Annotated in this window: 27 protein-coding genes; 25 read left to right on the plus strand and 2 right to left on the minus strand. The window is 42.6% G+C overall.

Annotated elements, in window-relative coordinates; translation table 11 throughout:
• The first annotated feature begins 5 nt into the window (after window positions 1–5).
• The 17 genes from rsgA (at window position 6) to larE (ending at window position 16081) form a co-directional block, all read left to right on the plus strand.
• The gene (gene rsgA, locus DWW33_RS05035) at window positions 6–884 is read left to right on the plus strand and encodes a ribosome small subunit-dependent GTPase A (RefSeq protein ID WP_118172707.1); all 879 of its coding nucleotides are present in this window, start codon (window positions 6–8) and stop codon (window positions 882–884) included.
• A gap of 100 nt (window positions 885–984) precedes the next feature.
• Window positions 985–1644 (plus strand): ribulose-phosphate 3-epimerase, encoded by a 660-nt coding sequence (gene rpe, locus DWW33_RS05040; protein WP_022243170.1) that lies wholly within the window; start codon window positions 985–987, stop codon window positions 1642–1644.
• A gap of 1 nt (window position 1645) precedes the next feature.
• The gene (locus DWW33_RS05045) at window positions 1646–2293 is read left to right on the plus strand and encodes a thiamine diphosphokinase (RefSeq protein ID WP_118172907.1); all 648 of its coding nucleotides are present in this window, start codon (window positions 1646–1648) and stop codon (window positions 2291–2293) included.
• 118 nt (window positions 2294–2411) lie between these two features.
• Complete coding sequence (locus tag DWW33_RS05050; protein ID WP_118638975.1) at window positions 2412–3452, plus strand: ABC transporter substrate-binding protein; 1041 nt, start codon at window positions 2412–2414, stop codon at window positions 3450–3452.
• 48 nt (window positions 3453–3500) lie between these two features.
• Window positions 3501–4970, plus strand: a complete 1470-nt coding sequence (gene cobA, locus DWW33_RS05055; RefSeq protein ID WP_118638976.1) for a uroporphyrinogen-III C-methyltransferase — start codon at window positions 3501–3503, stop codon at window positions 4968–4970.
• 128 nt (window positions 4971–5098) lie between these two features.
• Window positions 5099–6031, plus strand: a complete 933-nt coding sequence (cysK, locus tag DWW33_RS05060; protein ID WP_117946590.1) for a cysteine synthase A — start codon at window positions 5099–5101, stop codon at window positions 6029–6031.
• Window positions 6032–6144: 113 nt separating this feature from the next.
• Window positions 6145–7110, plus strand: coding sequence for a sulfate ABC transporter substrate-binding protein (locus DWW33_RS05065; RefSeq protein ID WP_243088543.1), 966 nt, complete (start codon window positions 6145–6147; stop codon window positions 7108–7110).
• A 14-nt stretch (window positions 7111–7124) separates the two neighbouring features.
• Window positions 7125–7973 carry a sulfate ABC transporter permease subunit CysT gene (gene cysT, locus DWW33_RS05070; protein WP_118638977.1) on the plus strand — a complete coding sequence of 283 codons (849 nt, stop codon included), beginning with the start codon at window positions 7125–7127 and terminating at the stop codon, window positions 7971–7973.
• A gap of 12 nt (window positions 7974–7985) precedes the next feature.
• Window positions 7986–8849: a sulfate ABC transporter permease gene (locus DWW33_RS05075; protein ID WP_118638978.1), complete on the plus strand. Its 864-nt coding sequence runs from the start codon at window positions 7986–7988 to the stop codon at window positions 8847–8849.
• Window position 8850: 1 nt separating this feature from the next.
• A complete protein-coding gene (locus DWW33_RS05080) occupies window positions 8851–9912 on the plus strand; it encodes an ABC transporter ATP-binding protein (RefSeq protein WP_117698499.1) in 1062 nt (353 codons plus the stop codon).
• A gap of 6 nt (window positions 9913–9918) precedes the next feature.
• A complete protein-coding gene (locus tag DWW33_RS05085; RefSeq protein ID WP_118638979.1) occupies window positions 9919–11631 on the plus strand; it encodes an adenylyl-sulfate reductase subunit alpha in 1713 nt (570 codons plus the stop codon).
• Entirely contained in the window at window positions 11615–11929 is a 315-nt protein-coding gene (locus DWW33_RS05090; protein WP_117840878.1) for a 4Fe-4S dicluster domain-containing protein, read from the plus strand. The genes DWW33_RS05085 and DWW33_RS05090 overlap by 17 nt, the downstream gene beginning before the upstream one ends.
• A 33-nt stretch (window positions 11930–11962) precedes the next feature.
• Window positions 11963–12862, plus strand: coding sequence for a sulfate adenylyltransferase subunit CysD (cysD, locus tag DWW33_RS05095; RefSeq protein ID WP_117698502.1), 900 nt, complete (start codon window positions 11963–11965; stop codon window positions 12860–12862).
• Window position 12863: 1 nt separating this feature from the next.
• Window positions 12864–14561 (plus strand): sulfate adenylyltransferase subunit 1, encoded by a 1698-nt coding sequence (locus DWW33_RS05100; protein ID WP_118638980.1) that lies wholly within the window; start codon window positions 12864–12866, stop codon window positions 14559–14561.
• 91 nt (window positions 14562–14652) lie between these two features.
• Window positions 14653–14775: a LacI family DNA-binding transcriptional regulator gene (locus DWW33_RS15805; protein ID WP_199650713.1), complete on the plus strand. Its 123-nt coding sequence runs from the start codon at window positions 14653–14655 to the stop codon at window positions 14773–14775.
• Window positions 14733–15236, plus strand: a complete 504-nt coding sequence (locus tag DWW33_RS05110; RefSeq protein ID WP_118638981.1) for a substrate-binding domain-containing protein — start codon at window positions 14733–14735, stop codon at window positions 15234–15236. Before DWW33_RS15805 ends, DWW33_RS05110 begins: the two co-directional genes overlap by 43 nt.
• Window positions 15237–15247: 11 nt before the next feature.
• On the plus strand, window positions 15248–16081 hold the full coding sequence (larE, locus tag DWW33_RS05115; protein ID WP_118638982.1) for an ATP-dependent sacrificial sulfur transferase LarE: 834 nt from the start codon (window positions 15248–15250) through the stop codon (window positions 16079–16081).
• Window positions 16082–16086: 5 nt separating this feature from the next.
• On the opposite strand, the gene DWW33_RS05120 is transcribed toward larE, so the two are convergent.
• Complete coding sequence (locus tag DWW33_RS05120) at window positions 16087–16845, minus strand: ABC transporter ATP-binding protein (protein ID WP_118638983.1); 759 nt, start codon at window positions 16843–16845, stop codon at window positions 16087–16089.
• Complete coding sequence (locus DWW33_RS05125) at window positions 16838–17842, minus strand: FecCD family ABC transporter permease (RefSeq protein ID WP_199650715.1); 1005 nt, start codon at window positions 17840–17842, stop codon at window positions 16838–16840. The genes DWW33_RS05120 and DWW33_RS05125 overlap by 8 nt, the downstream gene beginning before the upstream one ends.
• 290 nt (window positions 17843–18132) lie before the next feature.
• Between DWW33_RS05125 and DWW33_RS05130 the strand changes: the two genes are divergently transcribed.
• The 8 genes from DWW33_RS05130 to DWW33_RS05165 all read left to right on the plus strand — a co-directional run bounded on the left by DWW33_RS05130 (window position 18133) and on the right by DWW33_RS05165 (window position 23348).
• Window positions 18133–19383, plus strand: coding sequence for an O-acetylhomoserine aminocarboxypropyltransferase/cysteine synthase family protein (locus DWW33_RS05130; protein WP_118638984.1), 1251 nt, complete (start codon window positions 18133–18135; stop codon window positions 19381–19383).
• 16 nt (window positions 19384–19399) lie between these two features.
• Complete coding sequence (locus tag DWW33_RS05135) at window positions 19400–20266, plus strand: 4Fe-4S binding protein (protein ID WP_022243151.1); 867 nt, start codon at window positions 19400–19402, stop codon at window positions 20264–20266.
• 77 nt (window positions 20267–20343) lie between these two features.
• The gene (locus DWW33_RS05140; RefSeq protein ID WP_242988730.1) at window positions 20344–20595 is read left to right on the plus strand and encodes a sulfurtransferase TusA family protein; all 252 of its coding nucleotides are present in this window, start codon (window positions 20344–20346) and stop codon (window positions 20593–20595) included.
• A 21-nt stretch (window positions 20596–20616) separates the two neighbouring features.
• Window positions 20617–20940, plus strand: coding sequence for a thioredoxin (trxA, locus tag DWW33_RS05145; protein WP_022243149.1), 324 nt, complete (start codon window positions 20617–20619; stop codon window positions 20938–20940).
• Between the two features lie 29 nt (window positions 20941–20969).
• Entirely contained in the window at window positions 20970–21191 is a 222-nt protein-coding gene (gene thiS, locus DWW33_RS05150; RefSeq protein ID WP_022243148.1) for a sulfur carrier protein ThiS, read from the plus strand.
• A complete protein-coding gene (locus DWW33_RS05155) occupies window positions 21175–21981 on the plus strand; it encodes a HesA/MoeB/ThiF family protein (RefSeq protein WP_117699072.1) in 807 nt (268 codons plus the stop codon). The genes thiS and DWW33_RS05155 overlap by 17 nt, the downstream gene beginning before the upstream one ends.
• Before the next feature lie 60 nt (window positions 21982–22041).
• Window positions 22042–22452: a M67 family metallopeptidase gene (locus DWW33_RS05160; protein ID WP_118056821.1), complete on the plus strand. Its 411-nt coding sequence runs from the start codon at window positions 22042–22044 to the stop codon at window positions 22450–22452.
• On the plus strand, window positions 22446–23348 hold the full coding sequence (locus DWW33_RS05165) for an NAD(P)/FAD-dependent oxidoreductase (RefSeq protein WP_022243145.1): 903 nt from the start codon (window positions 22446–22448) through the stop codon (window positions 23346–23348). Before DWW33_RS05160 ends, DWW33_RS05165 begins: the two co-directional genes overlap by 7 nt.
• Window positions 23349–23360: the final 12 nt, after the last annotated feature.

Here is a 23360-nt window from a genome sequence, read left to right on the forward strand (position 1 = left end):
TGCACATGCAGGGAAAAATAGTCAAAGGAATTTCCGGATTCTACTACGTTCATGTAGTGGAATCCGGAATTTATGAATGTAAGGCAAAAGGAATATTCCGCCAGCAGAAGATGAAACCGCTGGTGGGAGATGATGTAGAGATTGATATTATTTCAGAAGAAAAGAAGACCGGAAATGTCGCAGCAATTCTTCCTAGAAAAAATGCACTGATTCGTCCGGCAGTTGCCAATGTGGAGCAGGCGCTTTTGATTTTTGCGGCGGCAAGTCCCAATCCGAATTTTAATCTTTTAGACCGCTTTCTGGTAATGATGGGACGGCAGGATGTTCCGGTAATCCTTTGTTTTAATAAGTGTGATTTGATTACTGAAGAACAGCAGCAGGAGATTGCTTCTATTTATGAAGCAAGCGGCTGCAAGATACTCTTTGTCAGTGCAAAAAAGGAACTGGGACTAAAAAAACTTCAGGAAATATTAGAAGGAAAGACTACAACGGTAGCAGGACCTTCCGGAGTGGGAAAATCTTCACTTATTAATCTTTTAGCACCGGAAGCCTGTATGGAAACCGGTGAAATCAGTAAGAAGATAGAGCGCGGCCGGCATACCACAAGACATGCAGAACTGATTCAGCTTAAGGGCGATGGTTATATCATGGATACACCGGGATTTAGTTCTCTTTATCTTCCGGAAATGGAGAAGGAAGAATTGCAGGATTGTTATCCGGAGTTTGCAGCCTTTGAACCGTATTGCAGATTTCAGGGCTGTTCCCATATCAGTGAGCCGGACTGCGGAGTCAAAGAAGCTTTATCAGAAGGAAAGATTCATCCGGTGCGTTATGAGAATTACTGCCAGCTTTATGGAGAATTAAAGGACAGAAAGAAGTATTAAATAATTAGAGTATCGAAAGAGATAGAAAATAGGATATCGAAAATAAAGTACAGCCAGATAAGATACGAAAGAAATATCAGATACAGAAAGGAATCAGACGATGAATTGTTTATCCCCATCTATTTTATCAGCAGATTTTAGTAAATTAGGAGAAGAGATTAAGACGGTAGATGAAGCCGGGGCGCAGTACATTCATATCGATGTAATGGATGGAAGCTTTGTGCCAAGCATTTCTTTTGGAATGCCGGTAATCCGCTCCATTCGAAAATGCACCGATAAAATATTTGATGTTCATCTGATGATTGATGAGCCAATCCGTTATATTGATGAGCTAGTAGACTGTGGAGCTGATTTGATTACGGTGCATGCAGAAAGCTGTAAGCATTTAGACCGAACCATTGAAGCCATTAAGGAACGTGGCATCATTGCAGGAGTAGCATTAAATCCTGCTACACCATTAACTGCCATTGAACATATTTTAGAAAAAGTGGATATGGTATTAATCATGACAGTAAATCCGGGCTTTGGCGGACAGAAGCTGATTCCTTATACTATCGATAAAGTGCGTCAGTTAAAGAAAATGGTGCAGGAGCGGAAGCTGAAGCTTGATATTGAAGTAGATGGCGGCGTAAACCTTTCCAATGTTGAAACATTGATGGATGCAGGAGCAAATATTATTGTTGCCGGAAGCGCAGTTTTTGGCGGAGATGCGGAAGAGAACACCAGATGTTTCTTAAATCTCATTAATGGTGGTAAATAAGATGAAAACATTGATTATCAATGGCGGAACCATAGAGGATGCATTTGCATTAAGTTATATAGAACGAGTAAAACCGGATTGTATCTTAGCAGCAGACCGTGGCATGGAATTCTGTTACCGCAATCAGATAAAACCGGATGTCATATTAGGAGATTATGATTCGGCAGATAAAACCATATTGGAAGCATTTCGACGGCAAAGCGGCATTGAGTGGCACCAGTATCAGCCGGAGAAGGATTATACCGATTCTGAAATTGCCATCGGAAAAGCCATGGAACGGAATAGCAGCGAAATCCATATATTAGGCGGCACCGGCACAAGGCTTGACCATGTGTTAGGTAATATACAGCTTCTGATGCAGCCGCTGGCAAAAGATATTCCGTGTTTTCTCATAGATTCCCATAACCGGATTCGCCTGTTGAAAGAGCGCGCGGTTCTTCGAAAGAGTCAGCAGTTCGGAAAGTATGTATCCTTACTTCCTCTTACCACAGAAGTAACCGGAGTAACATTGACCGGAATGAAATATCCTCTGCAGGATGCAGCATTTACCAGTGATAATACATTGGGCGTCAGCAATGAAATTGTAGAGGATGAAGCGGTGATAGATTTAAAAAACGGAATATTGATTATGATTGAATCGAGAGACTGATTCTTAAGAGACTGAATTCTGTAAGACGGAAGGAGGTCTCTTTTTTGCTTGACAAATCAAAAAAATATAGTACAATACAATTCATAGTAAATGAATAGGAAAAGGATGAAAAGAAAAAATGAACAGAAGTGTAAGAACAAAAATAGCAGCACTCGGTCTTTGCGTAACATTAATGTTTACAGCACTGACAGGATGTGGAAATAAGGATACAAAGGAGACCTTAAGCACGGAGCAGCAGTCTGTGACAGAGGTAATTGAGAGTACAGAAAATGTGACAGAAGCAGGAAATGAAGTGACAGAGGGAGCCAGTGAAGAGAATCCGGTTACTTTTACGGATGCACTGGGAAGAGATGTAACCGTAACTTCCCATGACCGTGTGGCAGCCATGATTGGAAGCTTTGCAGATGTCTGGTTATTATCCGGTGGTGAACTGGTGGCAACAGCCAATGACTCCTGGGAGTCATTAGACCTTGACTTAGGAGATGATGTGGTAAATCTTGGAAGTATTCAGGAGCCAAATACAGAAGCATTGCTTGCCGCACAGCCGGATCTTGTAATTGCAAGCACCAATACTACTTCTAATGTGGAGATGGAAAATATGCTGACAGAAGCAGGCGTTACAGTAGCATATTTTGATGTATCTGATTTTGACGCATATCTTCAGATGTTAGACATTTGTACAGATATTACCGGAAGAAAAGATTTATATGAGAAAAACGGACTTGAGGTTCAGAAACAGATTGAAGAAATCAAGGCAAGGGTAGATGATTCCCATCCAAGCGTATTATTTTTACGTGCAGCAGCAAGTGGTGTAAAAGCCAAAGGAAGTGAAGGCAGCGTAGGTGGTGAGCTGTTAAAGGATTTGGGATGTGTGAATATTGCAGACAGCGACAGCGGATTATTGGATAATCTGAGCCTTGAAGCAATCGTAACCGCAGATCCGGATTATATTTTCGTGACTACACAGGGAACCGATACAGATGCGGCACTGGAAAATGTGCAGGAAACATTAATTAACAGTCCGGTATGGAGCAGTCTTACTGCAGTGAAAGAGAATCACTATTATGTACTGGATAAACGGCTTTACAACCTGAAACCAAATGCCCGCTGGGGAGAAGCGTATAAAGAACTGGCAGACATTTTATATCAGGAAAACTAAGACGCAGAAACTTAAGTGACAGAGTATAGGCAATAAAGGAGAAGCGGGATGGGATATTTTCCATTTTTTGTGGAACTAAAAGGAAAAAGAGGACTGATTGTCGGTGGCGGTATTGTAGCAGAACGCAAGGTAAGAAAGCTGCTGCCTTATGAACCAGAGCTTCTGGTTGTTGCACCAAAGATTGATGATGGAATCTGGAAACTTTCCGAAGAAATAAAAGAGAAAAGAAAAAAGAACGAAGATACGTCGGAACTTATTTTATCCGAGCGGGATTTTGAAACTACAGATCTGGAAAAAATGGATTTTGTTATTGCGGCAACCTCGGATGAAGCATTGAATGCAAGGATAGCAAAGCTTTGTGAAGAGAGGAATATTCTGGTAAATGTTGTAGATGATAAGGAAAAATGTGGATTCCTGTTCCCGTCGCTGATTCGGGAAGGAAAACTCAGTATCGGCATTTCTACCGAAGGAGCAAGTCCAAGAGTAGCAACCACGTTCCGTGCCCGGTTAAGCGCAGACATCCCGGAGCGGATGGAAGAAATCCTGGATTATCTTGAAAAGATTCGTCCTTTTGCAAAAATGGCAATCGAAGATGACAAAAAGAGAGCTGCTTTTCTGATGGATTTAGCGGATGTGTGTATGGAAAAAGGACGTCCCCTGACAGAAACTGAATGTGAAATTTTACTGGAAAATTATCAAAGCAAAACCCTAAAAGAAGCATTTGCAGATAAAGAAGCACTTTCGGGTAAGGAGGCACAATCCGGAAAAGAAGCTTGTCCGGTCAGGAAAGTATCCCCAGGAAAGGTGGTTCTGGTGGGAGCCGGTTGTCTGTCCTATGAATACATAACACTGCGCGGCATGCAGGAAATCAGAAAAGCACAGGTGCTGATTTATGATGCGTTAATTGATACAAGGCTTCTTGATTTTACCATTGAAAACTGTGAAAAAATCTGTGTAGGAAAACGCAGTGGCAGACACAGCATGAAGCAGGAAGAGATTAATATGCTGCTGATAGAGAAGGCAAAAGAAGGTGCGCATGTTGTAAGGTTAAAAGGCGGTGACCCATTTGTCTTTGGCAGAGGAAATGAAGAAGTAGACGCACTGACGGAGGCTGGCATTGAAACAGAAGTAATTCCCGGCATTTCCTCCTGCATTGCAGTGCCGGAGCTTGCCGGAATTCCGGTGACGGAGCGGAAGGTCAGCCGGAGCTTTCATGTAATGACCGGGCATTTTGCCGGAGATGAGGAATCATTAAAAGATGAGATTCACAAAATGGCTGCCATGGATGGAACCTGTGTCTTTCTGATGGGATACACAAGACTTGCGGAGATTGTAAGAGAATTACAAAACGGCGGTGCAGCGGTAGAGACACCGGTAGCAGTAATTCATGGAACTTCTGATGGAAGCAGCCGGGCAGCATATGGAACACTTCTTACCATCGAAAAAGAAGTGCAGGAGAAACAGATTCCAATGCCAGCAGTGATTGTGGTAGGAGACACCGTCCATTTACCGGAGTAAAAAAGAAAAATTTTCAGGACTTTTCGGGAAAATCGAGGTCCTGAAAAAAATTTCTTACTTTTCCTATTGACCATATATGAATTATAGGGTATTATGGTAAATAGTTACAGGGAAGGAGAAAAAAGGAAATGGCGAAAATAGCACAATCTCTGACAGAATTAGTTGGTAATACACCAATACTGGAACTGAAAAATTACGAAGAAGCAAAGCATCTTCCGGCACACCTTTTAGCAAAGCTTGAGTATTTTAATCCATTGGGCAGTGTAAAAGACCGTGTGGCAGAAGCAATGATAGAACAGGGAATAAAAGACGGGCTGATTAATGACAAGACCGTTATTATAGAACCGACCAGTGGCAATACCGGAATCGGGCTGGCATTTGTATGTGCGGCAAAGAAGCTGCATCTGATTTTAACCATGCCGGATACCATGAGTGTTGAGCGAAGAAAGATTGTAACAGCACTGGGAGCAGAAGTGGTACTGACCCAGGGACGGCTTGGCATGCGGGGCGCAATTGAGAAGGCAGCCCAGTTAAAAGAAGAATATGGAAATGCATTTATTCCACAGCAGTTTGAAAATCCGGTCAATCCAAAAATCCATGAGCTTACTACCGCAGAGGAAATCTGGCGGGATACGGACGGGAAGATAGACATCTTTGTAGCTTCCGTAGGAACCGGTGGAACACTGACCGGAACAGCAAGAGGCTTAAAGGCAAAGAAAGCAGATATTAAGATTGTGGCAGTAGAACCTGCAACTTCCGCCGTTCTTTCCGGAAAAGAACCGGGACCACATAAGATACAGGGAATCGGCGCAGGATTTATTCCGAAGGTTATGGATTTGTCACTGGTTGATGAGATTATTCCGGTAGATAATGATGTGGCATTTGATACCACAAGAGAAGTGGCAAAGACGGATGGACTCCTGATTGGAATCTCGTCCGGTGCAGTCTTACATGCAGCAGAAGAACTGGCAGGCAGACCGGAGAATAAAGATAAAAATATTGTTATCTTAATGCCGGACAGCGGAGAGCGGTATTTATCCACCTCTTTATTCGAATTATAAAATCAATGAAAAGAGATAGAAAGGAAATGTTGGGTGACATGCAGAAGAGCAGAAAACAGCAGGGAAAGAAAATTACATATCGTTACCACATCACTGCACTTTTACTTGCAGTCATGATGTTGCTGCTCAGTGGATGTGGCAGACAAAAGAGTGATGTCATTACCATAACCAATGTTTCCTATGATCCGACCAGAGAGTTTTATGAAGCATATAATAAAATGTTCATACAGCATTATGAAGCAGAAACCGGAAAAAAAGTGGAAGTCATCCAGTCTCATGGAGGCTCCGGCATGCAGGCACGTTCCGTAGTGGAAGGTTGTAATGCAGATGTGGTGACACTGGCACTGGCACATGACATTTCGTTGATAGAGGATACCGGATTGATTAATGAGGGCTGGGTGGATCAATTCCCGGATGAATCCGCACCATATACTTCAACCATTGTCTTTCTGGTACGAAAGGGAAATGAGAGAAATATCAAAGACTGGGATGATTTGATTCAACCGGGTGTTGAAGTAATCACGCCGGATCCGAAGAGCAGCGGCGGTGCATGCTGGAACTTTCTGGCAGCATTAAGCTATGCAAGGGAAAAGGATTATAGTGAGGCAGAACAAAAGGAATTCTTAAAAGAACTATATGCCAACGTTTCCGTGATGGATTCCGGAGCAAGAGGTTCCACAACCACCTTTGTGGAAAATAGAAAAGGCGATGTTCTGATTGCATGGGAAAATGAAGCCATGACAGTACTTAAGAATTATCCGGGAGAATATGAACTGATTTCTCCGACGGTCAGTATCTTAGCACAGCCCAGTGTGGCAGTGGTAGATGATAATGTAGATTTCAATGGAACAAGAGATGTGGCAGAAGCATATTTATCTTATTTATATGAAGATGATGCACAGCGGCTCGCCGCAGAGAATGGTTACCGTCCATCCAATCAGGAAATTTTAAAGGAATATGAAGATACCTTTGATCTGACGATGACACTTTGGAGCATTGATGATTTTGGTGGCTGGGATCAGGCATATAAAGATTATTTTGCTGATGATGCCTGGTTCGATGAGATATATAACTACTAGAAGAAGAGGCAAGTATGAAAAGACGATTCCGTAAAAATAAAAAAATCAGAGTCATACCGGGATTTCATTTAACGCTTGGAATTACAGTTACAATGCTTTCACTGATTGTGCTGATTCCACTGGCATCCGTAATGGTATATTCTTTAAAGTTATCTCCGTCAGAATTTTTCGGACTTCTGACCAAGTCAAATGTATTATATGCATTTGCCACCAGCATCGGATGTTCTTTCTTAGCAGCATGTATCAATGTGGTGTTTGGTGTGATATTAGCCTGGACGCTGACCCGGTATGATTTTCCGGGAAAACGGATTTTAGATGGATTTATTGAACTTCCATTTGCACTGCCTACTGCAGTTGCGGGTATTACTTTATCAAAGATGTATTCCGACACCGGAGTCATCGGAAAGCCGTTAGCAGTCCTTGGAATAAAAGCAGCATATACCCATGTGGGACTGGTCATTGCACTGGTATTTGTGGGAATTCCGTTTGTCGTGCGTTCCGTTCAGCCAATATTGGAAAAATTGGATGGACAGTATGAAGAGGCAGCTTATATCCTTGGAGCAACACCTTCGAAAACATTTTTCAAAGTAATCTTATCTGAGATGAAACCGGCAATTTTAACCGGATTTGGACTGGCATTTGCCAGAGGAGTAGGAGAGTATGGAAGCGTTATCTACATATCCGGCAACAGTGCCAAGGAGCATACACAGGTAATTTCCTATGTCATTATGCAGAAATTAAATTATATCGATTATGCCTCTGCAACAGCAATTGCACTGGTTATGTTAATCATATCATTCCTTATTTTATTTGCAGTAAATATCATTCAGATGAAGCAGGCGCAACGCACGAATCAGTTATAGAAGGAGAAAAGTATGAATGAGCTTGAAAAACTGGAAAAAAGAAAAAAACGTACGCGTCATATTCTGATTACAGTCAGTGTACTGTTCCTGTTCCTGATGCTGGTTCTTCCGCTGCTCTGCATCATTGCAAGTTCCTTAAAAGAAGGATTTGCCTTTTACATGCAGTCCATCCGGACAGATTATGTAAAGAGTGCTTTAAAGGTAACTCTGATTGCAACAGTGGCAGCGGTGGTGATTAACACATTCTTTGGATTATGTGTTTCATGGCTTTTAACCAAGTTTTCCTTCCGAGGAAAACAGGTGCTGGCAACCTTGATTGATATTCCGTTTTCCATTTCACCGGTTATCGTGGGACTGGCATTTTTGATGACATTTGGAAGACTGGGCTGGACCTATCCATTTATCCGGGCAATTAACCAGTTTTTTGGAACGAATATCAGAATCGCTTTTGCAATTCCGGGCGTTATTTTAGCAACGGTATTTGTAACATTTCCTTATGTATCAAGGGAAGTGATTCCGGTTTTAAATGCTCAGGGCAAGGACGAAGAAGAAGCAGCAGCCCTGATGGGAGCCGGCGGACTGAAAATCTTTTTTAAGATTACATTTCCACAGATGAAATGGGCATTGCTCTATGGAGTCATCCTTTGTACATCGAGAGCCTTGGGAGAGTTCGGTGCGGTCAATGCTCTGTCAAAGACAAGAGGAGAGACCTTTACACTTCCACTGGAAATCGATGCATTATATATGTCGGGTACAGAGCAGTCCGTTACTGCAGCATTTGCAGTATCCTCGCTTTTGGTTATTCTGGCAGTTATTATATTATTCCTTCGAAATATTCTGGAATATCGGGCAAAAACAAGAAGGGAGAGCCGCTGATATGTATGTTGAAATGAAAGATATATGCAAACAATATGGCAGTTTTAAAGCTTCTGATCATGTCAGCTTTGGCATTGAAAAAGGAAAACTGGTGGCACTGCTTGGACCATCCGGCAGTGGAAAGACAACACTGCTTCGTATGATTGCAGGACTGGAAATGCCAAATTCCGGAGACATTTACATCGATGGAAAACGGGTCAATGATGTACCGGCTTCCAAACGAGGCATCGGATTTGTTTTTCAGAACTACGCATTGTTCCGCTATATGACGGTATATGACAATGTGGCATTTGGACTGGAGCTTCAGAAGGTGCCAAAGAAAGAAATTAAGAAGCGGGTAATGGAGCTTTTGGAGATTACCGGACTTTCCGGTATGGAGAAGCGGTATCCGAACCAGTTGTCCGGCGGACAGCGGCAGAGAGTTGCTTTTGCAAGGGCACTGGCACCAAGACCACAGGTACTGCTTTTGGATGAACCGTTTGCAGCAATTGACGCCAAGGTTCGTTCGGAATTAAGACTCTGGCTTCGCAGTGTAGTTACAAAGCTTGGAATCACCAGCATTTTCGTAACCCATGACCAGGATGAAGCCGTTGAGGTGGCAGATGAGATTATCATTACTAATCACGGAACCATCGAACAGATTGGAACACCGGCAGAGATTTATAATACACCGGATACTCCGTTTGTAGCACAGTTTATTGGACGTTCTTCCCTAGTGGAACATTACGAAGAACTGCATGGATTTGATAAAATCGAGGGTGCAGCGAAAGCAGTCATCCGACCGGAATTTGTAAAGATACATAAATTTGGCAAAATTGACCGCTATATGAGTGCATCCCAGGATGGCATTGTAAAGGATATCGTATTCCGTGGAAACCGTCTGGATGTTACGGTAGACGTAGGCGGCATTGAGATAATCTGTGAGTGGCCATTGGAAAAAGAAAGTCTTGAAATCGGAGAGAAGGTAAGCCTTTTGATTTACCGGTTATATGTGCTGGATAAAGAGCGGACGTATCTCTGTGAAAATAAAGAAATGCAGGAGGATGATGTATTCTACATCTAAGTTGCTATGGAAATTAAGAACAGAAAAATATTGGATACAGACATTTTAATTATTGGCGGTGGAACCGCAGGCTGTTATGCAGCACTGACCATTGCAGAACAGTCCGATGCGAAAGTTATCATTGCAGAGAAAGCCAACATCAAAAGAAGCGGCTGTCTTGCAGCCGGAGTAAATGCCATTAATGCATATATCGTAGAGGGCAGAAAGCCGGAAGATTATGTGGATTATGCAAAAAAGGATGCAGACGGCATCGTAAGAGAGGATTTGCTTCTTACTATGTCGGAGGGCTTAAACCGTGTAACAGAGAAAATGGAGAAGCTTGGTCTTGTCATTTTAAAAGATGAAAATGGCAGATATGTGGCAAGAGGAAACCGGAATATCAAAATCAACGGTGAGAATATCAAGCCATTACTTGCTTCTGCAGTAGAGGTACTGCCAAATGTTACGATTTTAAACCGGGTGGCAATTACCGATTATCTGGTAAAGGAGAACAGGATTTATGGTGCAGTGGGATTTTCCATTGAAAATGAGACAGCAGTAGAAATCCGGGCGAAGAAAGTGCTTTGTGCAACCGGTGGAGCATCCGGTCTTTACCGGCCGAACAATCCGGGATTCTCCAGACATAAGATGTGGTATCCACCATTTAATACCGGAGCCGGTTATGCTATGGGAATTGAATCGGGAGCAGAGATGACCACCTTTGAAATGCGTTTTATTGCACTGCGTTGCAAAGATACCATCGCACCGACCGGAACCATTGCACAGGGTGTGGGAGCAAAGCAGATAAATGCCCTTGGCGAAGTATATGAGACAAAATACGGACTTACCACTTCACAGCGTGTGTATGGAACCGTAAAAGAGAATTTATTAGGACATGGTCCATGCTATCTTCGGACAGAAGGAATCAGTGCAGAGCAGGATGATTCCTTAAAGAAGGCTTATCTTAACATGGCACCGAGCCAGACCTTAAAATGGATTGAGCAGGGAAAGAACCCAAGTGAGCAGAATGTGGAAATCGAAGGAACCGAGCCGTATGTGGTAGGTGGACATACCGCCAGTGGTTATTGGGTTGACACCAGAAGAGAATCTACGATTCACGGACTGTATGCAGCCGGAGATGTGGCAGGAGGCTGTCCACAGAAATATGTAACAGGAGCCATGGTCGAGGGCGAGATTGCAGCAAAGGCAATGGTAGAAGACCTTGCAAAAGAAAATGCTGCAAGCTATGAAATGACCGGAGAAGAGAAAGCATTCTGTGATAGCAGATTTGAAGAAAAGATAAAAGAGTATGATAAGATTTTAACAAATCAGTCCGGTTTATATGATACGGAACAGTTAGAAGAAGCTATGCAGAAGGTAATGGATACCTATGCAGGCGGAATCAGCAATCATTATCAGTTTAATGAAAACCAGCTGAATCTGGCAGAAGAGAAAATCGAAAAGTTAAAGGAACTTTCGAAGGAGCTTGGAGCTTCCAATATGCATGAGCTGATGTTTGTCTATGAGCTTAAGAACCGGCTGACGGTCTGTGAGACACTGATTTATCATCTGAGAGCCAGAAAGGAAACCCGATGGCACAGTTTTGCAGAAAACTTAGATTATCCGGATAAGAGTGATGAGTGGTTAAAATATGTCAATACCAGAAAAGAAAATGGTAAAATCCATGTGCTCTTCCGGGAATTAGTAAAGCGAGGTGAGACCTATGAGCATAGCTATTAATCAAAGCAAATGTGTGGGATGTGGCAGATGCAGTCAGGTCTGTCCGGGAACACTGATTGGAATGGACTCTGACGGAAAGGCATGTATGCTGTATCCGAAGGACTGCTGGGGCTGTTGCTCCTGTATTAAGGAATGTAAGGTAGATGCCATAGCACTTTACTTGGGTGCAGATATGGGCGGCATGGGAAGTAAGATGAGTGTAGCAAGCCGGGAACAATATCTGGACTGGAAGATAGAGAAACGGGATGGCACCGTAGAAACCATCGTTATTGACAGAAAGCAATCGAATCAATATTAATAAATCGCCACAGGGTGGCAGAAAGAGGTAAGTATGGGTGAATTATCACATTTGGATGAACTGGAAGCAGAAGCAATTTACATCATAAGAGAGGTGGCCGCAGAGTGCGAGAAGCCGGTTATGCTTTACTCCATTGGAAAAGATAGCTCCGTAATGCTGCATCTTGCCATGAAAGCATTTTATCCGGAGAAGCCGCCATTTCCATTCCTGCATGTAAATACCACATGGAAATTCAAGGAAATGATTCAATTCCGTGATGAGACAGCAAAGAAGCTTGGCATTGAAATGTTAGAGTATATCAATGAAGATGGTGTAAAGAAGGGCATTAACCCATTCGACCATGGCTCTGCATATACCGATATCATGAAAACACAGGCATTGAAGCAGGCATTGAATAAATATGGATTTACCGCAGCATTTGGCGGTGGCAGACGAGACGAGGAAAAATCCCGTGCAAAGGAAAGAATTTTCTCCTTCCGTAATGAAAATCATGCCTGGGACCCGAAGAACCAGAGACCGGAAATGTGGAAACTTTACAACGCCAAAATCAATAAAGGCGAGAGCATTCGTGTATTCCCGATTTCCAACTGGACAGAAACCGATATCTGGCAGTATATCAAACGTGAAAAAATTGACATTGTGCCATTATATTTTGCAGCAGTACGTCCGGTAGTATATCGTGATGGAAATATTATCATGGTGGACGATGATCGTATGCGTCTGCTTCCGGGAGAGAAAATCCAGTACAAGAGTGTACGTTTCCGTACCTTAGGATGCTATCCTTTGACCGGAGGAACAGAGTCAACAGCAACTACATTGGATGAAATTATCGATGAGACTTTAAGTGCAGTATCTTCCGAGAGAACCACCCGTGTCATTGATAACGAAGCAGCAGGCAGTATGGAAAGAAGAAAGAGAGAGGGGTATTTCTAAGATGAGTGGATTATTAAAATTTATTACATGCGGTAGTGTGGATGACGGAAAGTCCACTTTGATTGGACACATCCTTTATGATGCAAAGCTTTTGTATACAGACCAGGAAAAAGCACTGGAATTAGATTCCAAAGTAGGAAGCCGCGGCGGAGCAATTGACTATTCTCTTCTGTTAGACGGACTGATGGCAGAGCGTGAGCAGGGTATTACCATTGACGTAGCATACCGTTATTTTACAACAGACAACAGAAGCTTTATCGTAGCAGATACACCGGGTCATGAAGAGTACACCAGAAACATGGCAGTTGGTGCATCCTTTGCAGACCTTGCAGTTATCTTAATTGATGCAAAACAGGGTGTACTGGTGCAGACCAGAAGACATGCCAGAATCTGTGCATTAATGGGAATCAAATTCTTTGTATTTGCAGTAAACAAAATGGATCTGGTAGACTACAGCGAAGAACGTTTCAAAGAAATCGAAGCACAGATTAGGAAATTAGCAGACGAACTGAAGTTAGAGAGCATTTACATTATTCCGGTTTCTGCAACAGAAGGTGACAATGTAACAACCAAGTCCGATAAGATTGGCTGGTACAAGGGAGAGGCATTGCTTCCATACCTTGAAAAAGTAGATGTAACAGAAAAGAAGCAGGAAGAGGGCTTCTATATGCCGGTACAGAGAGTGTGCCGTCCGGATCATACTTTCCGTGGATTCCAGGGACAGATTGAATCCGGTGAAGTAAAAGTCGGAGACGAAATTGTTACCCTGCCAAGCAATGAGCGTGCACATATCAAGAGCATTTTAGTAGGAGATAAAGACAGCCAGAGTGCCTTTATGGGACAGCCGGTTACGCTGCAGCTTGATAAAGAAGTAGACGTATCCAGAGGTTGTGTCATTGCATCCGGCAATAACCTGCCAATCAGCAAATCCTTTACAGCAACCATTCTCTGGATGGATGATGAGGAGCTGACACCGGGAACCGATTATCTGGTAAAACTTGGAACCAAGCAGATTCCTGGTATCTTAAAGAACATTCAGTATAAGATTGATGTAAATACCGGTGAATTTATTCCGGCAGGACAGCTTAAGAAAAATGAGATTGCAGTCTGTGACCTTGATTTGCAGGAGCCGGTTGTCATTGATGAATTCAAAAAGCATAAGACTTTAGGAGAGCTGATTCTGATTGACCGTATTTCCAATATGACTTCTGCCTGCGGTGTAGTAGAAGATGCTGCCGTAGATGAGAGCAAGGATTTAAAAGCAGCTTTCGTATATGGAAGTCTTAAGGGAAATGGAGACATTTTCGAAGAGTTCTATTATAACCTTGAGAGCATGACGATTGCCAAGGTACGTCCGGTTCAGAAGACCTATACCATTGGAGATGAGATTCCGGTAAGCGGGGAAAGCTATCAGTATCCGGATGACTTCGATATTGTCATCTTAAGAGAAAGAATCTTTGTACAGGTTCGTGGACGCAAGGTAGAAAAGATTGCACCGCTGGCAGAATACCAGTACAGCAATGTTCCGGTTATCAATGGAAGAGGCTTTGCCGTTGCCATTACATCTGCACAGGATGCACAGGCATTCTTAGACGAGCTGGCTGCAGCAGGTGAAAAACCATCCAGCGACTTCTTCAATAAGTGGTTACATTTTGAGACTTATCGTAAGATTATTTTCAAGGATGAAATCTGGTTATAGGAAATTAGTTGTAAAAAATAAGTCATAAAAATAGCTGGGAATACGCTTTTGCGGTTCCCCGTAAAAAATGCGGGATACAGGAGGGATTGATATGTCGATTAAGAAAATTGCAGCGATAGCAGGCGTTTCGACAGCCACTGTATCCCGTGTTTTGAATAATCCGGATTATAAATGTTCTTCCGAAGAATTGCAGCAAGGGCATTGGAATATCTGATTTCTCTGGGACATCGCAAAATTGGATATGTGGGAGATTGTCACAATGAGTCCCGCTATAAAGGCTATCAGGAAACACTTTTCCATCACAATATTGAGATGGACATTCAGTATGTCATTGAAACGGAACATCCGGAGGCAATCTGCCATGTGGAAGCGGTTTTGAATCTGCTTCAGGTGTTTACAAATGATGAAACCTATGTCAAAATAGAGAAAACAGTAGCAGAACGTGCGAAAGCAGGAGAGGTGATTACAATGTGTACGTTTGCGGAAGAGATGACCAACAAGGGAATAGAAATTGGCGAGGCACAGGGCATCAGGATTGGCGAAGCCCGTGGAATTGCCAGAGAAAAAATCAGTGTTGCAAGAAACCTTTTAGATCTCCTGACAGATGATGTGATCGCAGAAAAGGTCGGTCTGGAGCTTGCTACGGTGAAAGAACTTAGAGAAGAAACAAAGTAGAGGCATAAGAAATGGATAAAATAGCAGCGCCAACTCCGGAACAGTTAAAAAAGCAGGAAGCGTTAAAACAATATTTTGAAAAATTAGGCAGCGTGGCAGTTGCATTCTCAAGTGGTGTGGATTCCACCTATCTTTTGAAAGTGGCGCATGATGTATTGGGAGAGCGGGCAATTGCAGTAACTGCGTCCTCCTGTTCATTTCCAAAGAGAGAGTTAGGGGAAGCAGAAGCATTTTGCCGGAAAGAAAATATAAGACATTTTATTACAGAATCGGAAGAACTTGAAATCGAAGGATTTGCACAGAATCCTAAGAACCGCTGTTATCTTTGCAAGCATGAATTATTTGAAAAGATATTAAAGATTGCAGAAGAACAGAAAATTGCCTATGTGGTGGAAGGCTCTAACCTTGATGATAACGGAGATTATCGTCCGGGATTAAAAGCAGTGGCAGAGCTTGGAATAAAAAGTCCGCTCAGAGACTGTGGTTTTACCAAGCAGGATATCCGTGTTCTTTCGAAGGCATTGAATCTTTCAACTTGGGAAAAGCAGTCCTTTGCCTGTCTGTCATCCCGGTTTGTCTATGGAGAGACCATATCCGAAGAGAAACTTGCAATGGTAGATAAAGCGGAACAATTGTTGCTGGATATGGGATTTCATCAGGTGAGGGTAAGAATTCATGGAATGATGGCAAGAATTGAGATTGAGCCGGAAGAATTTTCGAAGCTGATGGAAAAGGAGAACCGGGAGAGAATTGTAAAAACTTTCCGGGAATATGGATTTACCTATGTAACCTTAGACCTTTGCGGTTACCGGATGGGAAGTATGAATGAAACATTGGAAAAGTAAGGAACTTACTCAAAGAAGTAGTAAGTTCCTTCCGCATCAGAGAACGTCTTAAGTGAAGTATGAAATACTTTATTTAAGACGTTTTTTTGTACGCATTCATCCGGAGTGCCCTGAAAGCAGATGGCACCGGATTCCATGACGATAAGTTTGTCTGAAATAGTAAGTGCTTTGGCAAGGTCGTGCAGCACCAGAAGAATTGTTTTTCCCTGTGCCTTTAAGATTGGAAGCATCCGGTAGAAATTATTCTGGCTTACCAAGTCTAAGAAGGTAGTCGGTTCATCCAAAATAATCGTATCGCAGTTCTGGGCTAAAGTCATGGCAAAGAAGACACGCTGTCTTATTCCGCCGGAAAGAGTGTCAGTTGCAACGTTGCGGTAATCCGTAACATGGGTAAATTCCATGGCATCTTCCACCAGTCTGCGGTCTTCTTCGGTGAGGCGTCTGGAGAAGCCAAGATATGGAAAGCGTCCATGCTCCACTAAGGTATGAACCGGAAGAGCAGGAATCACTTCACGAATCTGCGGTAAAAATGCAATTTTCTGGGCACGAAGGTGTCCATTCATATGATAAATATCTTCGCCATCTAATGTGATAGAGCCGTTAAAAAGCTGGCTGGATTTATTTAATACGGAAATCAGCGTTGTTTTGCCACAGCCATTTGGCCCTACGATGGTTGTGATGCTGCCGGTAGGAATTTCAACGGACAGATTTTTAATCAGAGGCACCTTGTGGTAGCCAATGGAAACGGAATCAAATTTAAGCATGGACTCTGCGGCCTCCTTTCTTTCCTAATAAAAGATATAAGAAAAACGGTCCGCCAACAAAAGAAAGAATAATGCCGGCAGGAAGTTCATATGGTGCGGCAATAACACGACCAAGAGTGTCACAGAAGAGGACGAAACTTGCACCTAAGAGAACACAAAGAGGAACTAAAAGCCGCATATCATTGCCGAAGAGCCGTCTTGCAATATGAGGAACAATCAGCCCGACGAAGCTTAAAAGTCCTGCATAGCTTACCACACAGCCTGCCAGTATACTGGAAAGCATCAACAGCAGAAAACGGAGCAGCGATACCGGAATGCCAAGGGAGCGGGCAACATCTTCTCCAAGACTCAGAACATTCATGTGGCTTCCGAAAAAGCAGGAGATGATAACCGCAATGACAATGGCAATGCCGGGAGCAAAAAGCGTTTTTGTGGTGACATCAGAAAGAGAACCAATCATAAAGGTTGTGAGGTTTAAAGTGATATCATCACTTAATAATTTTACCGTATTGATTCCTGCACTTAAAAAAGAAGAAACGGTAATACCTGCAAGAATGATGGTAGTACGTTTGCTGTCTGCCATATATGCCAGAGCAAAAATAAGAAGTGTCGTAAGGAAGGCACCTGCAAAAGCAAAGATGGCATTATGGGCTGCACGGCCATGGAAGATGGCAAGTCCAATCATAACGGCAAATCCGGCTCCGGAATTGACACCAATGGTATTCGGGCTGGCAAGGGAATTATTCATAACAGTCTGTAAGATAACTCCGGCGCAGGATAAACCCATGCCGGCAGCAATGGCGCCAAACATCCGTGGAATTCTGATATGAAAAAGTAACAGACCTGTGACAGAAGTCCGGTCATTTTGAATCAGGCAGGATAAAATCTCTTTCGGATTTAATAAAACGCTGCCGAAAAAAAGACTTGCCAACATCATAAGAAGTAGCAGGAAAAACATTCCGGCAAAAGATAAAATAATTTTTTTTCTCGTGTACATAGGAAATCCTTTCCGTTATTCCAGAAATATGTATTGTGTTTCCTGAAAAGTATTGTTGGAACAAAGAATGAGCCTTGGCACATTCTCGCGCCTGCGGCGGTCGCTTGCGTGAATAAAATAACATATTCGGAGAGAAATAACAATGCTCTGATAAATTAGTATTGACAAATTAGAAAAATATAGTAAAATATAATTCATACAAAACCAATAGGAATAATCGTAAATAGATTTTCCTAAGGCAGTTCAAAGTATTTAGTGCACAATAAGACGTGCAGGAATTGGAGCGTAAGATGAAGTTTAATACCGCATTATTACATGGAGATTTTCAGGGAGAACCAAATACAGGTGCAACAACAACTCCGGTTTATCAATCCAGTGCATTCGCGCATGAGTCGGCAGAGAAGTTAGAAAAGATTTTTCATAATCAGGCACCGGGATATTCCTATACGAGAATCAGTAATCCTACGGTAGATGCATTTGAAAAAAGAGTAACGGCGTTAGAGGGTGGCGTAGCAAGCGTTGCCTGTGCATCAGGAATGGCAGCACTCTACAATGCATTTTGTAATATCCTTCGTTCCGGCGATGAAATCGTATCCAGTGCCAGTCTCTATGGCGGCAGCATTGATTTATTCCGTGACTTAGAGGCATTTGGTATCACAACACATTATGTGGAAAACAATGACCTGGCTGCATTTGAAGCAAAGACCAATGAACATACCCGTCTTTACTTTGCAGAGACCATTGGTAATCCAAGACTTGATGTGACAGATATTACGGCACTTGCAAATCTGGCACATGAGCATCAGGTACCGCTCATTATAGATAATACGGTTGCTACTGCATTCTTAGTGAAGCCGCTTTCCCTAGGAGCGGATATTGTAATGAATTCTTCCTCTAAATACATCAATGGTCACAGCAATTCCATCAGCGGAATTATTACGGACAGCGGCAGATTTAAGTGGGATGTGGAAAAATATCCGGGCATGGCAGACTTTAAGAAGTTTGGACCATTTGCCTATACTGCCAAGCTTCGGAATGGACTGTTCCGCAACACAGGAGCCTGTCTGTCTCCGCAGAATGCATTTTATAACTGCATCGGGTTAGAGACACTGGGAATCCGGATGGAGCGTATCTGTGACAATGCAGCAGAACTGGCAAGGTTTTTTTTAAGAGAATATCCGGATGTAACAGTCAATTATCCGGGATTGGAGAGCAGTCCATGGCATGAAATCGCAAAGAAACAGTTTAAGGACCGTTTTGGTGGAATCTTAACCATACGGACCGGAAGCAAGAAACGGGCATTTGAAATAATCAATGCATTAAAGCTTCCGCTGATTATTTCCAATATCGGAGATACGAAAACATTAGTGATTCATCCGGAATCTACATTAAATGTACACAGTACCCCGGAAGAAAAAAGAGACGCCGGAGTATTTGATGATTTGATCCGCATCAGTGTCGGAATTGAAGATATCGAAGATTTAATCGAAGACTTCAGACAGGCAATGGATCAGAGCAGACCAGAGAAAAGCAAAGAGTAAATGGAGGAAGCAGACAATGGCAAAAATTGATTATGCGGCATTGAAAAAAGGCGGATTTATGCGCCAGAAACAGAAAGGATTCTTTTCTTTAAGAATTCAGGTAGTTGGAGGAAACCTGACAGCAGAAAATATTAAAGCAGTAGCAGATGTGGCAGAAAAATATGGAAAAGGCTATGTTCATATGACTTCCAGACAGGGCATTGAGATTCCATTTATTAACTTTGAAGATATAGAAGAGGTTCGTGCAAAGTTAGCAGACGGTGGTGTAAAACCTGGTGTATGTGGACCGAGAGTCCGTACCGTTACCGCATGTCAGGGCTCTGAAATCTGCCCGAGCGGATGTATCGATACCTATAGCCTGGCAAAGAAATTAGATGAGCATTACTTCGGAAGAGAGCTTCCACACAAATTCAAATTTGGTGTTACCGGATGTCAGAACAACTGTCTTAAGGCAGAAGAAAATGATATCGGTGTAAAAGGTGGTATGGAAGTAAGCTGGGTAGCAGATAAATGTATCAATTGTGGTGTCTGTGAAAAGGCGTGCCGTGAAGATGCTATCAAATGTACCGGAACAGAAGTTACCATTGATTATGATAAATGTACCAACTGCGGCCGTTGTGTAAAATCCTGCCCGACAGATGCATGGGAAGGAAAGAGCGGATATATTGTATCCTTTGGTGGATTATTTGGAAATCATATTTACAAAGGAGAACAGTTACTTCCGCTGATTACCGATGAAGAGACATTATTCCGTGTGACTGATGCAGCCATTGGATTCTTTGAAGAGCATGCAAATCCGGGTGAGCGTTTCCGTTTACTTTTACAGCGCGTAGGAGAAGATGAATTCCGCAAAGTAATCCGCAATGCATTTGAAGAAAAATAGAGTTGCCGGAAGCAGCAGAAAAAGAAAAAATCGGAATGGAAATTCAAAATAAAAATTATTATATGAGGAGAAATAAGATGGAAATCGAAGGAATCAAGATTGATGATACAGTAGATATTACCGATAAAGTGTGCCCGCTTACTTTTGTAAAGGCAAAGGTTGCAATTGATGAGTTAGAGGATGGCGAAGTCATTGCAATCCGTATGAATGACGGCGAGCCGGTACAGAATGTACCACGCAGTATTAAAGAAGAAGGACATCAGATTTTAAAACTGGTTAATAACGAAGATGGAACCTATAACCTCATTGTAAAGAAGGTTGAGGACTAAACATCTGGAAGGGAGAAAGAAATGGCAGAACGCGTAACAAAAGACACTTTTGAAGAAAAAGTATTGAAGAGCAGCCTCCCGGTGCTGATTGATTTTTACTCAGACAGTTGTGTTCCGTGCAAGAAAATGTCACCGGTCATTGGTGCTATCGCAGACGAACAGACAGAAAAATTAAATGTCTATAAAGTAAATACCAACTTTGATTCAGAACTGGCAGAAAAATACAGTGTAATGTCTGTACCAACCATTGTACTCTTCAAGGATGGCGAAGAAATTGCCCGTAAGAGTGGTGCAGAGAAAAAAGCGGTACTTGAGGAGTGGATTACCCAGTCCCTTGACAAATAAAAATAAAGAAAAGTGAGAGGAAGGAAATTATGCAGATTACAGTAGCAGGCGAAAAGAAAGAAGTAAAAGACGGATTAACACTTCCGGAATTAATTGAGCAGGAAAATGTAGAGACACCGGAATATGTAACCGTATCCATTAACGATGAATTTATAGAAACAGAAGCAAAGGCAACAACCGTTCTTAAGGATGGTGATAATGTAGAATTCCTTTACTTCATGGGAGGTGGAAGCTATGGCATTAACGGATGAGCAGATTGAACGTTATTCCAGACATATCATTTTAAAAGAAGTTGGCGCTAAGGGTCAGAAAAAACTTTTAAATGCAAAAGTTTTAATCATCGGAGCAGGCGGACTTGGAGCACCGGCAGCAATGTATCTTGGAGCAGCAGGTGTAGGTACCATCGGAATTGCAGATGCAGATGAAGTAGATTTAAGTAACCTTCAGAGACAGATTATTCATCAGACAGCAGATGTTGGCAAAGCAAAAGTGCAGTCTGCAAAAGAGACCATTAATGCAATGAACCCGGATGTAGAAGTCCGTACATATCGTGAATTCATTACCAGTGAAAATATCATGGACATCATTGCAGATTATGATTTTATCATTGACGGAACCGATAACTTCCCGGCAAAATTCTTAATTAACGATGCCTGTGTTATGGCAAAGAAACCATTTTCCCATGCAGGAATCATCCGTTTCAAAGGTCAGTTAATGACCTATGTTCCGGGAGAGGGACCATGTTACCGTTGTGTATTTAAGAATCCACCACCAAAGGATGCCGTACCGACCTGTAAGCAGGCTGGTGTTATCGGCGCAATGGGTGGTGTCATCGGAAGCCTTCAGGCAATGGAAGCAATCAAATACATCCTTGGAGTAGGAGATCTGCTGACCGGTCAGTTATTGACCTATGATGCAATTAAGCAGGAATTCCACAAGATTAAGCTTCCTTGGAATGGCAAGGGATGTGCCGTTTGTGGAGAACATCCGACCATAACAGAGCTGATTGATTATGAACAGGCAGAATGTACAGATAAATAAATGTATCAGTAAATAAATGTTATCAGATACATAACCCATGAAACATAGAAAGAGGATAGCATGATTTCATTAAAAAAAGCAGATTATGAAAAAATACTGGCACATGCCAAAAGCTGTGTACCAGAAGAGGCTTGCGGACTGATTGCAGGAACCAAAGACGGAGAGGATAAGGTGGTAGAAAAGGTATATCTGTTGACCAATATCGACCATTCCAATGAGCATTTTACACTGGATCCGAAAGAGCAGTTAGCAGCCGTAAAGGATATGCGTGCCAATGGTCTCATGCCTTTAGGCAACTGGCACTCCCATCCGGAATCTCCTTCAAGACCATCCGAAGAAGATAAGCGTCTTGCATATGACAGTAAAGCAAGCTATATGATTCTTTCTCTGATGGAACCGGAACAGCCGGTACTCAATTCATTTCATATTGAAGGCGACGAATCAACAAAGGAAGATCTGGTAATATGTTAGATGTAGTTATCATTGGAAGTGGGCCGGCAGGTTTAAGTGCGGCAATCTATGCTAAGCGGGCAAACCTCGATGCAGTTGTACTGGAAAAAGAATATCTTGGAACCGGACAGATTGCATACAGCAGCCGGGTAGATAATTACCCGGGACTGCCGGGCAAAGACGGTTATTCTTTAGGAGAGGCATTCTTAGAGCATGCCGAAGGACTTGGAGTAACCATTGAAGAGGCAGAGGTTACAGCCATTACAAAAAAAGAGCAAAGCTTTGTCATTTCCTGTGAAGATGGAAAGAACATAGAAGCGAAAACCGTAGTCTATGCGGCAGGCTGTCAGAACCGCAGATTAGGGGTGCCGGGAGAAGAAAAGCTGCTGGCAAAAGGAGTTTCTTTTTGTGCAGTCTGTGACGGTGCCTTTTATAAGGGAAAGAAAGCTGCAGTCATCGGTGGTGGAGATACCGCATTGGATGATGCATTGTATTTATCCGATATCTGCGAACAGGTATATCTCATTCACCGGAGAGCAGAATTCCGTGGAGCAGAGAAGACAAAAAAGAAATTAGAAGAGCTTTCCAATGTAACGATACTTACCAATACGAGAGTACAGGAAATCACCGGGGAAGATAAAGTAGATGGTATTATTTTAGATAACGGTGGGACAATAGCTGTAGATGGTGTTTTTGAAGCGGTTGGAATGATTCCAAATACGGAATTATTAAAGAACCTTGACGTTCTCGATGAGAAAGGCTATGTGATTGCAGGAGAAGACTGCAGTAGCAGTCTTGCGGGACTGTTCGTGGCAGGAGATGTGCGGACGAAAAGCCTGCGTCAGGTAGTCACAGCAGTTGCAGATGGTGCAGTGGCAATTCAGTCTGCAACCGGATATATCAAAGGAATGGAATAGAAAGAAGGAAAC

It is taken from the genome of Roseburia sp. AF15-21, assembly GCF_003479505.1.
In the GTDB taxonomy this organism is placed as follows: domain Bacteria; phylum Bacillota; class Clostridia; order Lachnospirales; family Lachnospiraceae; genus Roseburia_C; species Roseburia_C amylophila.

What these genes read in the sequence shown, in the direction of transcription:
- cysD (WP_117698502.1), top strand. Translation starts at nt 11,963, where the DNA reads ATGGGTGAATTATCACATTTGGATGAACTGGAAGCAGAAGCAATTTAC.
- thiS (WP_022243148.1), top strand. Translation starts at nt 20,970, where the DNA reads ATGCAGATTACAGTAGCAGGCGAAAAGAAAGAAGTAAAAGACGGATTA.
- DWW33_RS05135 (WP_022243151.1), top strand. Translation starts at nt 19,400, where the DNA reads ATGGCAAAAATTGATTATGCGGCATTGAAAAAAGGCGGATTTATGCGC.
- DWW33_RS15805 (WP_199650713.1), top strand. Translation starts at nt 14,653, where the DNA reads ATGTCGATTAAGAAAATTGCAGCGATAGCAGGCGTTTCGACAGCCACT.
- DWW33_RS05090 (WP_117840878.1), top strand. Translation starts at nt 11,615, where the DNA reads ATGAGCATAGCTATTAATCAAAGCAAATGTGTGGGATGTGGCAGATGC.
- DWW33_RS05155 (WP_117699072.1), top strand. Translation starts at nt 21,175, where the DNA reads ATGGCATTAACGGATGAGCAGATTGAACGTTATTCCAGACATATCATT.
- cysK (WP_117946590.1), top strand. Translation starts at nt 5,099, where the DNA reads ATGGCGAAAATAGCACAATCTCTGACAGAATTAGTTGGTAATACACCA.
- DWW33_RS05065 (WP_243088543.1), top strand. Translation starts at nt 6,145, where the DNA reads ATGATGTTGCTGCTCAGTGGATGTGGCAGACAAAAGAGTGATGTCATT.
- trxA (WP_022243149.1), top strand. Translation starts at nt 20,617, where the DNA reads ATGGCAGAACGCGTAACAAAAGACACTTTTGAAGAAAAAGTATTGAAG.
- DWW33_RS05080 (WP_117698499.1), top strand. Translation starts at nt 8,851, where the DNA reads ATGTATGTTGAAATGAAAGATATATGCAAACAATATGGCAGTTTTAAA.
- DWW33_RS05120 (WP_118638983.1), bottom strand. Translation starts at nt 16,845, where the DNA reads ATGCTTAAATTTGATTCCGTTTCCATTGGCTACCACAAGGTGCCTCTG.
- DWW33_RS05125 (WP_199650715.1), bottom strand. Translation starts at nt 17,842, where the DNA reads ATGTACACGAGAAAAAAAATTATTTTATCTTTTGCCGGAATGTTTTTC.
- cysT (WP_118638977.1), top strand. Translation starts at nt 7,125, where the DNA reads ATGAAAAGACGATTCCGTAAAAATAAAAAAATCAGAGTCATACCGGGA.
- DWW33_RS05160 (WP_118056821.1), top strand. Translation starts at nt 22,042, where the DNA reads ATGATTTCATTAAAAAAAGCAGATTATGAAAAAATACTGGCACATGCC.
- DWW33_RS05100 (WP_118638980.1), top strand. Translation starts at nt 12,864, where the DNA reads ATGAGTGGATTATTAAAATTTATTACATGCGGTAGTGTGGATGACGGA.
- DWW33_RS05165 (WP_022243145.1), top strand. Translation starts at nt 22,446, where the DNA reads ATGTTAGATGTAGTTATCATTGGAAGTGGGCCGGCAGGTTTAAGTGCG.
- rsgA (WP_118172707.1), top strand. Translation starts at nt 6, where the DNA reads ATGCAGGGAAAAATAGTCAAAGGAATTTCCGGATTCTACTACGTTCAT.
- DWW33_RS05075 (WP_118638978.1), top strand. Translation starts at nt 7,986, where the DNA reads ATGAATGAGCTTGAAAAACTGGAAAAAAGAAAAAAACGTACGCGTCAT.
- cobA (WP_118638976.1), top strand. Translation starts at nt 3,501, where the DNA reads ATGGGATATTTTCCATTTTTTGTGGAACTAAAAGGAAAAAGAGGACTG.
- larE (WP_118638982.1), top strand. Translation starts at nt 15,248, where the DNA reads ATGGATAAAATAGCAGCGCCAACTCCGGAACAGTTAAAAAAGCAGGAA.
- DWW33_RS05085 (WP_118638979.1), top strand. Translation starts at nt 9,919, where the DNA reads ATGGAAATTAAGAACAGAAAAATATTGGATACAGACATTTTAATTATT.
- DWW33_RS05130 (WP_118638984.1), top strand. Translation starts at nt 18,133, where the DNA reads ATGAAGTTTAATACCGCATTATTACATGGAGATTTTCAGGGAGAACCA.
- DWW33_RS05050 (WP_118638975.1), top strand. Translation starts at nt 2,412, where the DNA reads ATGAACAGAAGTGTAAGAACAAAAATAGCAGCACTCGGTCTTTGCGTA.
- DWW33_RS05140 (WP_242988730.1), top strand. Translation starts at nt 20,344, where the DNA reads ATGGAAATCGAAGGAATCAAGATTGATGATACAGTAGATATTACCGAT.
- DWW33_RS05110 (WP_118638981.1), top strand. Translation starts at nt 14,733, where the DNA reads ATGTTCTTCCGAAGAATTGCAGCAAGGGCATTGGAATATCTGATTTCT.
- rpe (WP_022243170.1), top strand. Translation starts at nt 985, where the DNA reads ATGAATTGTTTATCCCCATCTATTTTATCAGCAGATTTTAGTAAATTA.
- DWW33_RS05045 (WP_118172907.1), top strand. Translation starts at nt 1,646, where the DNA reads ATGAAAACATTGATTATCAATGGCGGAACCATAGAGGATGCATTTGCA.